10 protein-coding genes and 4 pseudogenes are annotated in these 13,951 nt (G+C 68.5%); 7 read left to right on the top strand and 7 right to left on the bottom strand.

Annotated elements, in window-relative coordinates:
- The first annotated feature begins 353 nt into the window (after positions 1-353).
- The gene (locus ABZ924_RS28425) at positions 354-569 is read left to right on the top strand and encodes a hypothetical protein (protein ID WP_361915672.1); all 216 of its coding nucleotides are present in this window, start codon (positions 354-356) and stop codon (positions 567-569) included.
- 346 nt (positions 570-915) lie between these two features.
- Here ABZ924_RS28425 and ABZ924_RS28420 read toward each other — a convergent pair whose 3' ends face one another.
- The 5 genes and pseudogenes from ABZ924_RS28420 to ABZ924_RS28400 all read right to left on the bottom strand — a co-directional run.
- Entirely contained in the window at positions 916-1,425 is a 510-nt protein-coding gene (locus ABZ924_RS28420) for a hypothetical protein (RefSeq protein WP_361915670.1), read from the bottom strand.
- A 191-nt stretch (positions 1,426-1,616) separates the two neighbouring features.
- Positions 1,617-5,156, bottom strand: coding sequence for a tetratricopeptide repeat protein (locus ABZ924_RS28415; protein ID WP_361915667.1), 3,540 nt, complete (start codon positions 5,154-5,156; stop codon positions 1,617-1,619).
- A gap of 143 nt (positions 5,157-5,299) precedes the next feature.
- A complete protein-coding gene (locus ABZ924_RS28410) occupies positions 5,300-5,827 on the bottom strand; it encodes a hypothetical protein (protein ID WP_361915664.1) in 528 nt (175 codons plus the stop codon).
- A gap of 671 nt (positions 5,828-6,498) precedes the next feature.
- A complete protein-coding gene (locus ABZ924_RS28405) occupies positions 6,499-8,409 on the bottom strand; it encodes an IS4 family transposase (protein ID WP_361915661.1) in 1,911 nt (636 codons plus the stop codon).
- A gap of 182 nt (positions 8,410-8,591) precedes the next feature.
- Positions 8,592-9,239, bottom strand: a pseudogene (locus tag ABZ924_RS28400) (IS5 family transposase); the annotation flags it as partial.
- A 58-nt stretch (positions 9,240-9,297) separates the two neighbouring features.
- On the opposite strand from ABZ924_RS28400, the pseudogene ABZ924_RS28395 reads away from it, so the two are divergent.
- Positions 9,298-9,639, top strand: a pseudogene (locus ABZ924_RS28395) (IS5 family transposase); the annotation flags it as partial.
- Positions 9,640-9,762: 123 nt separating this feature from the next.
- On the opposite strand, the gene ABZ924_RS28390 reads toward ABZ924_RS28395, so the two are convergent.
- A complete protein-coding gene (locus tag ABZ924_RS28390; RefSeq protein ID WP_361915710.1) occupies positions 9,763-10,074 on the bottom strand; it encodes a winged helix-turn-helix domain-containing protein in 312 nt (103 codons plus the stop codon).
- Positions 10,075-10,083: 9 nt separating this feature from the next.
- Positions 10,084-10,278 (bottom strand): annotated as a pseudogene (locus ABZ924_RS28385) (helix-turn-helix domain-containing protein); the annotation flags it as partial.
- Between the two features lie 107 nt (positions 10,279-10,385).
- Between ABZ924_RS28385 and ABZ924_RS28380 the strand changes: the two are divergent.
- From ABZ924_RS28380 to ABZ924_RS28360, 5 genes and pseudogenes are all read left to right on the top strand, one after another.
- Positions 10,386-11,072: an HAD-IA family hydrolase gene (locus tag ABZ924_RS28380; RefSeq protein ID WP_361915658.1), complete on the top strand. Its 687-nt coding sequence runs from the start codon at positions 10,386-10,388 to the stop codon at positions 11,070-11,072.
- Between the two features lie 222 nt (positions 11,073-11,294).
- Positions 11,295-12,266: pseudogene (locus tag ABZ924_RS28375) on the top strand (YihY/virulence factor BrkB family protein).
- Between the two features lie 31 nt (positions 12,267-12,297).
- A complete protein-coding gene (locus tag ABZ924_RS28370; protein ID WP_361915656.1) occupies positions 12,298-12,450 on the top strand; it encodes a hypothetical protein in 153 nt (50 codons plus the stop codon).
- A gap of 488 nt (positions 12,451-12,938) precedes the next feature.
- Complete coding sequence (locus ABZ924_RS28365) at positions 12,939-13,355, top strand: phage holin family protein (protein ID WP_361915653.1); 417 nt, start codon at positions 12,939-12,941, stop codon at positions 13,353-13,355.
- Positions 13,352-13,822 carry a DUF3618 domain-containing protein gene (locus tag ABZ924_RS28360; RefSeq protein ID WP_361915651.1) on the top strand — a complete coding sequence of 157 codons (471 nt, stop codon included), beginning with the start codon at positions 13,352-13,354 and terminating at the stop codon, positions 13,820-13,822. The genes ABZ924_RS28365 and ABZ924_RS28360 overlap by 4 nt, the downstream gene beginning before the upstream one ends.
- The last annotated feature ends 129 nt before the right edge of the window (positions 13,823-13,951 follow it).

The following is a 13,951-nucleotide window of genomic DNA, read 5'->3' as shown; positions in this document are numbered from 1 at the left end:
ACCCGGACGGCAACACCGGCCGCACCCGGGCCGGACTCACCCCCCCATGCCGATCCCCGACGACCTCGCCGCCCTGCTCCGCGAGGCCGGCGTCACGCTGCGGCCGTAGAACCCTCTCCCTGCACACCGCCCGCACGAAAGCAAGCACCCCGACGTTCTCACAGCTGAAGAACATCGGAACCCGGCAGAAACCGGTATTCCTGCCAGTGGGCAACATCCGTTCCTGGAACTCAGGCTCTGGTGCACTTCTTGTGATCACGTACGCAGCGTGACGGCCGCTCAACGCGCGATGGCTCCCGAGGCCGCCCGAACATCGTCCCGGCCGGGCCGACTGGGGCCGACAGTCCTGCCCCGTGAACGGAGTGCGGCCGCAGCTGGATGAGCTGCTGTTCTGGTCGATAGAGAACGTGTTGGTGGCGTCGGTAAACGGCCGCCAGGGCGGCGAGCGCGTCGGCGTCCTCGTCGGCAGCCCAGCCGGACAAGCAGTCCTCCCCGGCTGCGTCGTCGGCCAGGACGAGATGCGGGTCATCGAGGCGGAACCGGTGTGCGGCCCCGTCGGCCCCGGCTAGCGTCAGGTACGCGACCGTCGGGCCCGTGGGTACTTCGATCCTGTCGTGGGCCAGCAGCCAAGCGACCACCGCGCCGCAGTCGAACTGCGGGTGCACGTCCGTACCCGCCACCGGGATCGGGAGGTCGGGGTGGCGTGGCGCCAGTTCACCACCGCGGCCCTACCCACCCGTTCGGCGACGGCGAGCTCGTCCCGCTCAGCCCGCACCGCTTCCAGCTGTTTGGCCAGCCGTTCTTCGAGTTCGTCCAGTTCCGCACGGCGCGTAGTGATCCCTTCCAGCAGTTCGGGATCCAGCGTGCACAGAATCGTAGGAGGCGGCCGAACCGCAGCGAGCAAGAACAAGACGGTCAACTCCCCGCTTCTGCTGCCGGCCTCCTGCGAAGGAACTGCTTCGGCGCCTCGACCGCTTCCCTGTTGAGCTCCTCGAAGGAGACTTCCCAGTTTTCCTCCCAATCGTCCAGGTTGAAATGACACGAGACGAGGGACTGCAGCTCTTCGGGGTAGCCGAGGTCGTAGGCGACGTCTGCCCAGATGAGGCGGGTGCCGGTGGCGGGATTCAGGGTTCCGTCGGCTGTCTGACCGGCGATCCAGTAGGCCATCGCCCACTTTGCGGCCCGAGGGTCGGCGGGCGAATGGAAGAGAAGTCGCAGCTCCTCCAGCACCTGGTCAAAGAGCGCTGGCGCTTCGGGTTCCTCGCTCCGAAGGAGGCCGGCCAGCATGGCGAGGGAGGGACTCTCCACCTCGGCATTGAGGGCGTCGAGCCCCGCCTGGATGAGCCGATCGGACCCGACATGCCTACCGAATGCCCGCTCACGCGCGATGTGGCGGAGCTGTTTGAGGGCATCATCGCGGGTCATCAGAGTCTTCTCGGTCGGCGTCTGGGGACAGAAGGCTCGCGCATCCGCCGACGCCGCTGCATCGCCTTTCTCTTCGGCCCAACCATGCTGACAGACGATCTTCTCCGCGGACTCCCGCCCACGACCAGCACGAGCATCCCGAGAACCGGTCACACCAGCCCTTTGAGCAGCGACTTCAAGTTGGCGGAGGCTCACTGCAATGATGGGCCAGCGGGGTGTGCGCGCCAGTAGTCGATGTGCTGCTGGGTGATGGCGGTATCGGGGTGGTCAGGGCCCAGTACCTGCAGTTGTTCGTCCAGCAGTTCCTCGAATGCGGCCACCGCGCCTGCAGTGTCCCCGGCCATGCCCCGCCAGTAGGCAAGATTTGCGCGGCTGGCGAGGGTACGGGGGTGGTTCGGGCCCAGTCTGCGGAGGCGCCACTCCAGTTGCTGGGCATAGGCATGCGCGAGATCGTCCGGCTCTTTCGCCGCCACGTCAAGCCAGTAGGCATGACACGCGCGGGTCCCGACGCTGTGAGGGTGGCCCGGGCCGAGCCGGCTGATGCTCTCCCCCAGCAGCTCCCCGAAGTCGACGGCCGCGCCTGCCGCGTCCCCCGCCACACCGCGCCAGTGGGCCAAGCTTCCCCGGGTGGCAAGGGTGTAGTGATGTGCACCCCGCTGCCGTTGGTCCTCCAGTAGCTCCTCAAGCTGCCGTTGGTCCTCCAGTAGCTCCTCGAGCACGGTGACGGCCCCTGCCGCGTTCCCTGTGACCCGGTTCCAGTAGGCGGCGGTGGCCCGCGTGGCGAGGGCGTGGAGGCCTTGCGGATCCGGCATGCGCCATGGCTGGGTCGGTGCGATGGGAGCGCCCCCTGATGCGCGTCTGTCCCAGTTAATGTAGCTCTGTCGGATTTTAAGAGTTTTGGGATGATATCGGCCCAGTGTATGTGCACAGTCCGCCAGTAGCACGTGCAACGCGGTGGCCGCGCCCGCCGCGTCGCCTGCCTTGCCATGGCAGAGGGCGAGGTCGTGTCGGGCTTTGAGTGTGCGGGGGCTGTCCGGGCCCAGGGCTCGCTGGCAGCTTTTTACGAGTGCCTCGCATGCGGTTGTGGCTGCGGCTCTGTCTCCAGCCGCGGCGCGCCAGTAGGCGAGGTTCTCACGGGCCGTGAGGGTGTCCGGGCTGTCGGGTCCCAGTGCGCGGGAGCAGTCGTTGACGAGTGTTTCGAACGCGGTGGCGGCTCCGGCTGCATCTCCCGTTTTACCCCGACAGCGGGCCAGGGACTGCCGGGTTTTGAGGGTGGTGGGATGGTCCTGCCCCAGCACCTGGAGGCAGTCGCTCAGGACGCCTTCCAAGGCGGTCGCGGCGCCGGCTGCGTCGCCTGCCCGACCCCACCATGCGGCGAGCTTTCGCCGGGTGGCGAGAGTGTCGGGATGGTCTGCAGGCAGCCCCCTCATCTGATTGGCCAGCACCTCCAGGAAGGTATTCAAGGCGGGGTTGTGTCGGGCTGTGAGTATGCGGGGGCTCTCCGGGCCCAGGGCTCGGTGGCAGTCTTTTACGAGTGCCTCGAATGCGGTTGTGGCTCCGGCCCTGTCCCCGACCGCGGCGCGCCAGTAGGCGAGGTTTTGCCGGGCCGTGAGGGTGTCGGGGCTGTCGGGTCCCAGCGCGCGGGAGCAGTCGTCGACGAGTGACTCGAACGCGGTGGCGGCTTTGGCCGCGTCGCCTGCTTCGCCCCGACAGCGGGCCAGGGCCTGCCGGGTTCTGAGAGTGGTTGGATGCTCCGCACCCAGCACCCGGAGGCAGTCGCTCAGTATGCCTTCCAAAGCGGTGGCGGAGCCTGCCGCGTCGCCTACCCGCCCGCACCATGTGGCGAGTTTCTGTCGGGTGACGAGGGTGTCGGAATGGTCTGCAGGCAGCACTCGCATCTGATTGGCCAGCACCTCCATGAATGTGCCGGCGGCATAGGATGCGTCCCCCGCCATACCTCGCCAGTGGGCCAGGCGCGCCCAGGAGATGAGGGTATCGGGGTGGTGAGGGCCGAGCACCCCGACTTGATTGGGCAGCACGTTCTCGAGCGCGGAAACAGCCTCAGCTGCATCTCCCCCCTCGCCCCACCACTGCGCTAGGTCCCCCTCTGCCGCAAGGACAGCGGGATGGAAGGGCTCCAACACCCTGTGGAAGTCTTGCAACACTGCGCCCAGTTCGGCGATCGCGCCGATTGCGTCGCCTGCCTCGCCCTGGCACAGGGCATGGGCGTGGCGTGCGCTGAGTGCGTGGAGGTCGTATTTGCCGTAGTGCTCGACGGCGCTGTCCGCGAGGTGCTGGTAGTGGGTCATGGCGGCGGTGGGTTGGCCGGCACTGCGGAGGCTGTCGGCGACGCGCTGGATGACGGGATGGGGGTGGCGGCGTTGCCACAGGGCATCGCCGGAGTGGCTGGTGAGGGAGTTGGCGTTAGCACGCAGGGTCTGCTCGAGGCGGACCTCGTGTTCCACGCCGGGCCAGACGGCCATCAGACTGTCGGCGGCGGTGCGGGCCAGTTGCTCGTACTGTTCGCGGGGCAGAATGTCGCGGACGGTGCGCTGGATGATCTGGTGGACATGGACCATCGGGGGTTCGGTTTCGGGAGCGAGCTCGATCAGACTCAAGCGGTGCAGCGCTTTCAGTGCGCCGAGTGCCTCGTCAGCCGTCGCTTTGGTTTCCGTCGCTTCCGGTCGGGCCTTCTTCCTGAGTCGTCGTAGCGTCTTCGGTGTCACAACCGCTGTGGCTGCTTCTGGGGAAGGGCAGTGGGTTCGCCGTGCGGTGAGGTGATCGAGGGCGGGCTCCCCTGTCAGGAGTGTGGAGGGGATGCCGTTGGGGTCGAGCATGGAGGCCAGCTGGAGCATCGGCTGGGCCAGCCCGGCCGGACGCGTGAGGTTAGCCCGGTCGATCGACAGTGACCAGGTGGCGACTGCCTGCGTGGTCTGGTCGTCGGGCAGGGCCGCTGTTTCCGGCAGGATTTCGGTGAGAGCGGTGGACCGGTCGGCCAGCAGCGTCCGGTAAGCGGCGCAGCCGAGACCGGCATCGACGAGATAGGCGGCTGCCTGGGACAGGACCAGTGGCAAGTATCCGATGTCGGCAGCCAAGCCCGCGAGCTGATCGGCAGGCTCGGTGCGGGCGTGGGCGGCCAGCACTGCGGTGAGGTAGGCGACGGCCTCGTCGGGGGTGAACAGTTCGATCGAGAGTGGCCGGCTGTCGGGGCGTGCTTGCATCAGGTCGCGGCGGCGGGAGGTGACGACGGTGTGGCCGTGGGGGCTGTTCGGGGGCCACAGGCCACGTAGATCGGCGGGATCAGCGACGTCGTCGAGTACGACGAGCCATCTCGGGTTGTCGGGCCTGCCCTGCTCGGTGGCGACGCCGGAGGACGGTCTGGTGAGGGTCTTCGGTTCCAGCCAGGCCAGAAAGGCCGTCGCGGCGGCTTCGGGATCGGTGGCCGAGGCATCGAGGATGTCGGCAGCGGCCTGGGCATAAGTGTCGATGACGGCCGAGCGGGTGGTGGCTGTGACCCATACCAGCAGGTCGCTTTCGCCGGCCTGCATGACACCTCGGGCGTAGTGGGCGGCCAGCTGAGTCTTGCCGACACCGCCCATTCCCGTCAGCACGTGACATGACCCGGCCGTGCCTTCGCTGGCGAGGGAAGCGGTCAGTGCGAGGCCGGCGGACCGGTCCTGAAAGGAGTGGGCCTGCCTGGGCAGGACGCCGACCTGGTGCGGCCAGGACACCGGGCGCCGCGCGTACGTAACGTGGTCGATTCGGTACGCAGCGACGCTACCACCGGAGGCCTGGATCCACGGACCGACGTGGGACCCCCTATCACCGGGTGGCGGTTGCGCGGCGGACAGTGGGCTTGGGGGCGCCGGTCCGGTCAGCCCTGGGGCGGATCCGGCACCGGAGGGTCCGTTGGGCCAGCCCGTTCACTGAGGGACGGATCCGGCGGAGAGGGAGCGCCGATCTGCGCTCCACCATGGATCGTCCCCGCGGCAATCGATCCCCCGTTTGCAGTGATCGTCATGTTTTCGCCTGTCGCGACGCCGCCCGGCCCGGCCGATACCCGGGTGCCACGGGGAGCAGCCTGGGCAAGCAACGACCCCAACGCGTGGCCAGCCTGCTCACGCTCTACGCCGTCGAGGCTCTCTAGCAGGCTCTCGATGCGGGCCTGCCAGAGCTCCTCCTGACGGCGGCGGACGCGTTGCGCCTCTGCGCCCCGCGCTGCTTCGAGGGCTTGTGCGGTCTGGTCCAGGCGCTCCAATTCGGCCTGTTCGCGTTCAGCGTCTCCGCGGCCGAACCAGCGGGCCAGTTGCTCCCGGAATCCGTCCCAGATGTCTTTGCCTGCTGCCTGCACCACAGCTGTGCCACCTGCGGTAGCGAGCATCGCCAACGCTTCTGTCAGCACTTTGGTGCCTCCTCGAACGTGGTGGTCATACATCGACCGTAGGCAGCCACCGCGGACCGTCGCACCCTGAAAGCAGGCTACGCGCACGTCCCCCGACGGTGGGCATGTCGGCCAGGCAGTCACCCGCGCTCGCCAGTGGGGCACGTCGAGCGGGACGGCATGGGGCGGCTGGACCTGCAGTACCCCGTGATCAACAGGGTTGCCCAGTCCACCCCGAGGCGGCGAGAGCTGGTCGGCGTCGAGCCGGTCGCGGCTGGCGTATTCATACCCCGGTGCGGTGTTCGGGTCCGGGAGCTGTTCGACGGGTGCCCGTCCGGGGAGCCCGCCGCCTTCCCGGACGAGGTACTGCGCGTTGTGGAAGGCTTCCGCGCCCCGCCCGGACACGGCGCCGCACTGGCGCGTGGCCGTCTTACGGGCCCGTACGGTCCGTGCTGGCTTCGCTCCGAGTTCGGTGCGTCGGCGCTGCTGTTCTCGTTGAGCTGGCGGAAGTCCCGGCTGGGCGCCGAGCCACCGGCCGATGCCCTCCCGGTGCCAAGCCCGCTGTCCGGCGATCACGTCCATTGGCTGCCCGCGAGGCTCTCCGATAACCTGCTCGCTCCTTCCAATGGACCAGTGGCCCATGGGGCAAATCGCCTTTCCCCCTAAGAGGTCGTTTTCGCAAGGCCGCGAAGTTAGGCGGTATCGGGGTTTGTCAACGGTGTCGATTCCGAGAGCGTGGTCGGGTCGGCAGGGCCTGTGAGCAGGGTGTATACGCCGTGTCTGCTTTTGCGGATCCTTCCCGTTCTGGCCCACATGGCGACCTGCGCTGAGAAGCTCGCGAGGTTCGTGATCCCCAGTGCGGGCGCGAGCTCGCGTGGTGCCCAGGCGTAGGCAGGGGCGGAACGTAGGACGGTCATGGTCGCCTCGAAGCGGGAGAACCCGGGTTCGATATCGGGCAGCGGGGGTGTCTGTGGAGGACGAGGCAGCGGCTCGGCAGCATCGTCGAGCAGTGTGTAGATCCCTCGTTGGGGCTTGGCGAGTAGACCTTGGCGGGCCCATCTGGCGAGCAGGACGCAGAAGCTCTGGACGTTGTCTGCGTCGGCGGCGCGGGCAAGTTCCTTGGGGTTCCAGAGGCGGCCCGGGTGGGCGCGAAGGACAGCGAGTGCGCGGTCGATCATGCCGGGCTGCGGTGCCGGCGCGGGGCCGCTGACGGGGAGTGGGTGCCGGCGGGAGACGAATGGAGGGGTCGTCGGGTGCTCGTGGTGGATACGGATCGTGAACGAGTGGATGCGGACGCTGGACGGGGGCCTGTGCTTCTCCGGGGCGGCGTAGGCGTAGTGCGAGAGCGGGCATTTGACCTTGCGGGCGCTGATACGCGCTCTTCGGTCTGGCAGCAGGTGGGTCAGGATGGTGCGGCCGATGGTGCCGAGCAGGTCATCGCCGGTGTCGATGTTGCTGGCCCGGACGAGCTGGTCACGGGCGGCTTCGAGGGCGACGGTGAAGCTGGCCCGGTCTGGGTCGGTGCCCGGCTGAGTCTCCACGGCGTCGGTCATGGCGGCGCGCAGGAGTTGGTAGAGGGTCAGTAGTGCCCAGATCTCTTGCGCGATGCCGAACGGGTCACCGGAGCGTAGGACGCGTCCTTGCATCAGAGTGTGGCGCAGCGCGTAGTAGGCGGATTCGATCTCCCAGCGTTCGTGGTAGAGGCCGATCAGGGTTTCGGCGGGGTCGAGGGTGGGGTCGAGCAGCGTGGTCAGGAGTCTGTAGCCCTCGTGCAGGGTGCTGCCGTCGGCCAGGGTGATCGTGACATCGGCCTCGATGACGCGGACCCGGATGCCTTGGAGTCGTGCCAGATAGGAGCCGTCGGACTGTCGGTCGTGGGTGGGCAGGCGGCGGTGGGAGGCGAGGCGGACCAGGAACTGGGCGCCTGTTCCGGCGATCTGCGCGAGGAGTTTGGCGCCGTCGAAGCCGCGGTCGGCCAGGACGAGCTGGTCGGGGCGGAGCAGGTGGAGCAGACGGCGCGTGTAGTAGTTCTCGCCGCAGTCTCTGGGGCCGAACGCGGCCCCGAGCAGTCCACGTGTGCCGGTCTCGACCAGTGTCATCAGGCGCACGAGCGGGTAGCCGGTCAGGCCGTGCCGGTTGCGGGGGCTTGCCCAGCCAGCATTGGTTGCGCTCAGCATCCGGCACCTTGATCGAGCTGCAGCCGTCGAAGGCGACCGTGCGCCAGCACCGGTAGCGGACGCCCGTGGTCGTCGGCTGGGCCAAGGGGCCGGCGACGACTTTGAACAGCGCGCCTTCAGCGGTGCCGACCCGATGCGGCGCCGAAGGTCACGCAGAGCCTTCTCCGACGGAGACGGCACCTGCACTTCGTCCAGGCCGGCGACCAGCTTGCTCCAGACCTTGGCGTAGCCCAGGTGCGGGAACATACCGAGCGTGAGCAGGAAGTAGACGCCCACGCGAGACTCTAATGCCCGTAAGCGCCGTTGGACGGATCCGGTCTCTTCGAGCACTGCGTCGACGAGTTCGACGGGGACGTACTTGGTCAGTTCACCCAGGTGCCCTGGAGCGAAGACACTCTGGGAGACCGACGGCGTACGCGTGAGCAAGTTGGTGGCGGACTGACGGCGCAATGGGACCTCGGAGGTATGGACTGATCTTGGCGGATCACCCCTCCTACCAGAGACTCCATTGCCCTTACCCGCACAACCAGCAATCCCACCAAGCCGCTTGACGTGGGTAGATCCCGCCTAACTTCGCGGCCTTGGTCGTTTTCGTCCGATGTTTCATCCTAAGATGGTTGGTTAGTGGCTTTCTTCGGGTCGCGCCAGGAGATGGTGCTCTCGCCGGTGAGGCGGCGGGCCATGAGGTCGGTCATGGCGATGTGGACGACGGCTTCGGATCGGGTGGAGAGGGTTTCGTAGTCCCGGGCGAGGCGGCGGTGGTGCATGAGCCAGCCGAAGGTTCGCTCGACGACCCAGCGGCGGGGCTGGACGCTGGTCGTGGGGTCGCGTCGGACGATCTCGAGGTCGATGCCGAGGGTAGACCCGTGCTCGATGACGGCGGTCTTGTAGCCCATGTCGGCCCAGGTCTTGCGCACGGTGGGGTGCTCGGCGGCGATCGCGGTCAGCAGGTGTTGGCCTGCGGTGCTGTCCTGGACGCTGGCCGCGGTAACCAGGACGGTCAGCAGGAGTCCGATCGTGTCGGTGACGATGGTCCGCTTCCGGCCGGCGATCTTCTTTCCGGCGTCCACGCCTTGGGTGGCGGCGGGGGCGTTGGTGGAGGTCTTGATGCTCTGGGAGTCGATGATGCAGGCCGTCGGCTCCGGAGCGCGGCCTTCGCGGGTGCGGACCAGGCGGCGCAAGAGGCGTTTGAGCTGCTTGAATACACCGTCGCGTTGCCATCGGGCGAAGTAGGCGTACACGGTTTGGTGGGGCGGCTAGGCCGTGTTTTAGAAGTGGGCTCGTTCCCTCGTCCTGTGCCGTGATGATCTCGGGGTGGGGCGAGGGGATCTTTCTGACGAGCAGTGGGCGGTACTGGAACCGTTGCTGCCCGTGGCGGTGTTGGGCAGGCGGTCGCTGGGTCGGCGGAAGCTGATCGACGGCATCCGGTGGCGAGTGCGGACCGGTGCTCCGTGGCGGGATCTGCCATCGGAGTACGGGCCGTGGCAGACGGTCTACAGACTCTTCCGCCGATGGCAGCGTGACGGCATCTGGCCCGACCTTCTGACCAGACTGCAAGCCCGGTCGGATGCCGCGGGGTTGATCACGTGGGAGATCAACGTCGACTCCACAATCTGCCGGGCCCATCAGCACGCCGCCGGCGCCCGCCGCGACGGGCAGGCCCAGAAGGAACCGCCGGGCGGAGCCCGCGCCGAGCCAGACGACGTGCGTATGTGCGGCGGATCTGAGGCAGCAGGGAGACGCCTGACTCGTCGAGGAACACGATCCAGGCACGTGTGTTCACGGCCCCTTTTTGATGCGCGGCCACTCGTGCGCGATCCACCGGGCGATCTCCGACTCGTCCCTCTCGACCGCCCGCCGCTCGGGCCGCTGCAGACTCCAACCGAGTCGGCCGGTCAGCAACCGCCACACCGACGCCCTCGACAGCACCACTCCTGTCACCCGCTCAACGACGGCGCCAACTCGCTCCAGCGTCCACAGGTCGGCCTCGAAACCATGGGCCTGGGCACCCCGCTCCAACGCGGCCCGGACGGTCTCGACCTGGGCGCCGTCCAGCTTGGGCGGGCGACCGGTGGCCGCACGCCGACGCAAGGCCGAAGCACCACCTTCCTCCCGCGCCCGCCGCCATCGCCGCACGCTCTCCGCGCACACACCCACCGCCCGCGCGATCTCCGCATTCGAGACACCGTCCTCGAACAACTCGACCGCCCGAACACGACGCGCCTCCGCCAACTGAGGCCGCGGCAACGGAGGAAGGGAGGCACCAGCCGTAGAAGGCGAAGGTTGATAGGCCACCCGGCCAGCCTCCCACCCACAACCACTACACCCACCGAACTTACGAAAAGATCAGTAAGGACTGTCCCGCAAACTGCCTGTTCAGGGCCTGATGGCATGATCGGCACGTGATCAGTGAACCCCGCCCGTCCGGCGCCATGAGGTATGTCCTGTTCGATGTCGATGGCACGTTGATCGATGCCCTGGACAATCAGCGCGCGGTCTGGCGAACGTGGGCAGAGCGATACGGCCTGGACCCCGACGAGGTCTACCGGGTGGCACTGCGAACCCGGCCGATGGAGACCTTCGCGGAGCTCGCTCCGGACCAGGACCCTCAAGAGTGCCTCGCCGCACTGCACGAGTTGGAGGACGAGGACGTCCGCACCGGCGCCTATGGGGCTTTCGACGGCGGCTCGGAACTGCTCAGTGCTCTGCGGCCTGGGACCTGGGCGCTGGTGACGTCGAACTATGAGCACCGGGTACGTGGCCGTTTCGCACGGACCGGCTTGCCGGTCCCGGAGGTCGTGGTGGACGCGGCCGCCGTGGAAGAGGGCAAGCCGTCGCCGGTGCCGTATCTGCAGGCAGCCGCGCGACTCGGTGCGCGACCGGAGGACTGCCTGGTCATCGAGGACGCCCCTTCCGGGGTGCAGGCTGGGCTGCGTGCCGGGATGACGGTGTGGGGCGTCAACACCTCCACAGCGGTGGACGGTGTGCATCGCCACTTCGGCACCTTGCGCGAAGCGGTCGACGACATCCTCGCCTTCGCTTCGGGCACTCTCCCTGGCCGCCTGGAAGGAGCGGCCACAGTGGAATGATCTTGGTGTCGCTGGTGTGATCACGGCGTCGTAGCCGTCTTGGACAGTCCCGTTCACCGGACTGATCCCGCGCCGGTTCCCGAAACTGGTGACGATACCGCGTCGGTCGGGCTTTCAGGCCTGCTCGGTCGCCCCCGGTCGATGCGCCGGTTCGAGGCTCAGTTGCAGCCCGGTATACGACGAGGCTCATTCGCGAAGCGGCTGCACACGACGGTCGCGACCCTGCGCCGGGCGCGGCACGTGGGCGTGGTCCCAGACCCGGACGTCTCTGAGTTGCCCGCACGGTCGTGGAAGGCGGTGCTGCGCGGGACGCTGAAGGAGTTCAAGGACGACGAGCTGGCCGACCGGGCAGCAGCGCTGACCTACTACGGGATCCTGGCCCTCTTCCCGCCCTGCTGGTCCTGGTGTCGCTGCTGGGCATCGCTGGCGAGTCGGCCACCCGGCAGGTCCTGGACAACCTGCAAAAGCTCGCCCCTGGCGCAGCCCGCGATGTGATCAACAACGCCGTCCAGCAGTTACAGGGCAACGCCGGCGTCGGATCGCTGCTGGCGATCTTGGGTCTGGCTGTGGCGATCTGGTCGGCCTCCGGGTACGTCGCTGCGTTCATCCGTGCCTCGAACGCCGTCTATGACATGCCCGAGGGTCGGCCGGTGTGGAAGGTCCTGCCGCTGCGCCTTGGGCTGACGGTGGTGCTGATGGCCCTGGCGGTCGTCAGTGCGCTGATCGTGGTGTTCACCGGCGGTCCGGCCGGCAGGGGGGCACGGCCTTGGGCGTGGGCGCCACCGCGATGACGGTGTGGTCGATCGCGAAGTGGCCCCTCCTGCTGCTCCTGGTCACAATCATGATCGCGCTGCTGTATTGGGCCGCGCCGAACGCCAGGGGCCGCGGCTTCAAGTGGGTGACCCCGGGCAGCTTTCTGGCACTGGTGATCTGGATGCTCACCTCGGCCGGGTTCGCGTTCTACGTCGCGAACTTCGGCTCGTACAACAAGACGTACGGCACGCTGGCGGGCGTGATCGTCTTCCTGGTGTGGCTGTGGATCACCAACCTTGCGGTCCTGCTGGGTCTGGAGTTCGACGCCGAGATGGTCCGCCAGCGCGCGATCGCCGGCGGGCTGCCTGCGGACGAGGAGCCGCACGTGGAACCGCGGGACACCGGGCGTGGAGTGATGAGGACCGCCGCGGCTTGGAGTGAGCGGCCGTCGGCGTGCGGGGAGAGGTAGGGCATGAGGGTGCCGGCGTGGCTCCAAGGCCATGACCACCGGCTGACGCGGCGCATCGTGGCCTGGCACTCGTCGGCGGCGCGCCGGCTGCTGCCCGCGGTCGAGGAGGCGGCCAAGCACACCAAGCTGTGGTGGGCCGCCCCGCCGCCTTGGTGATGGCGGCCAAAGGGGGCTGGCGGGGCCGCAGGGCCGCAGCCGCCGGGGTGCTGGCGATGGCCATGGCCGAGCTGCTGTCGGACGGGTTCGCCAAGCACCTCGTCGACAGACGCCGACCACCCGCAAGGGATTCCGCACGGCGATGTGGCGGACCGGCCGGACAGCTCCTCCTTTCCCTCCGGGCACACCGCCGCAACCGTCGCGTTCACCGCGGCCGTCGCCCTTTCCTGGCCGTGGGCCGGGCCGCGTGCGCGGTCCCGACGGTGCTGGTCGCCGTCGAGCGGGTCACAGCGGCGCCCACCACTCCTCCGACGTGGTGGCCGGGGCTGTGATCGGCGGCGCGGCCGCCGCCCTGGCCCGTGCGGCGCCCCGCATTCTGGTCCGCTGCTGGCGATGACCATGCGTGCCTGGTGGGTGACCGGCGGGTTGCCGGGTAGGCGCGCCCCGAAGGGGGCAACCCCTGGCAGGCGGAGGAAGGTGAAGAGTCAATGAGTGCCGTTGGAAGCCGTCCTGGCCATGGCAGCGACGAGTCTGTAGGCGAGCTCGTCACCCGGGCGTCGCAGCAGATCTCGGAACTGGTCCGGGAGGAGATGCAGCTGGCCCGTGCGGAGATGACCCAGAAAGGCAAGCGCTACGGCGTGGGCGGCGGCCTGTTCGGCGGCGCCGGCCTCGTCGGTGTCCTGGCCGCCCAAGCTCTGGTCGCCGCCGCGATCGCGGCCCTGTGGCTGGTCCTGCCGGTGTGGGCGGCGGCCCTGATCATCGGCGTTCTGCTGGCGGCCGGGGCCGCAGTGCTGGCCCTGGCGGGCAAGAAGCAGGTCGCCCAGGCCGGCAGCCGCGCACCCGAGAAGACCATCGACAGCATCAAGGCCGACGTGGCCGAGATCAAGGAGAAGACCCACCGATGAGCCACCAGCCCCAGGCAGACGAACCCGCAGGCGCACCGACGCCCGACGAGCTCCGCGAGCAGGTCGAGCACACCCGCGACGAGCTCGGCCAGACCGTGGAAGCTCTCGCGGCCAAGGCCGACGTCAAGACCCAGGCCAAGGAGAAGGCGGCCGCGATCAAGGAGCAGGCCGCCGAGAAGGCAGCCCTGGCCGCCGACCAGGTCCGGCACACGGCAGCCCAGGCAGCTGAGATGATCAAGGAGAAGACCCCGGACCCGGTCCTGGACAAAGCGGCCCACGCCGCTGCGCAGGTCCGCGACAGCGTGACCCACGCCGGCCACCTCGCAGCTGCCAGGGCCCCGGAACCGGTCCGCGAGAAGGCCGAGGCGGCCTCGACCATGGCACGGGCCAACCGCATCCCGCTGGTGGCCGCCGCCGCGGCGCTGGCCTTCTTCCTGCTCCTGCGTCACCGACGGAGGCGCACGTGAAGGCGTCCAAGATCGCGTACAAGCCTGTCAGGCTGGAGTCCATGAGGGCGATCTTCACCCGGTCACCTTAATCGACGCGGCCCCGCCGCAGCGGCCGACGGGGCCCGCCTGTGGCCCGCGGCACACCGC

Origin of the sequence: Streptomyces sp. NPDC046876, from assembly GCF_040645035.1 — a bacterium.
In the GTDB taxonomy this organism is placed as follows: domain Bacteria; phylum Actinomycetota; class Actinomycetes; order Streptomycetales; family Streptomycetaceae; genus Streptomyces.
Note: the sequence above shows the minus strand (reverse complement) of the source record. Positions and strands in the feature narration are given on the sequence as shown.

What these genes read in the sequence shown, in the direction of transcription:
- ABZ924_RS28360 (WP_361915651.1), top strand. Translation starts at nt 13,352, where the DNA reads ATGAGCCACCAGCCCCAGGCAGACGAACCCGCAGGCGCACCGACGCCC.
- ABZ924_RS28365 (WP_361915653.1), top strand. Translation starts at nt 12,939, where the DNA reads ATGAGTGCCGTTGGAAGCCGTCCTGGCCATGGCAGCGACGAGTCTGTA.
- ABZ924_RS28420 (WP_361915670.1), bottom strand. Translation starts at nt 1,425, where the DNA reads ATGACCCGCGATGATGCCCTCAAACAGCTCCGCCACATCGCGCGTGAG.
- ABZ924_RS28370 (WP_361915656.1), top strand. Translation starts at nt 12,298, where the DNA reads ATGAGGGTGCCGGCGTGGCTCCAAGGCCATGACCACCGGCTGACGCGG.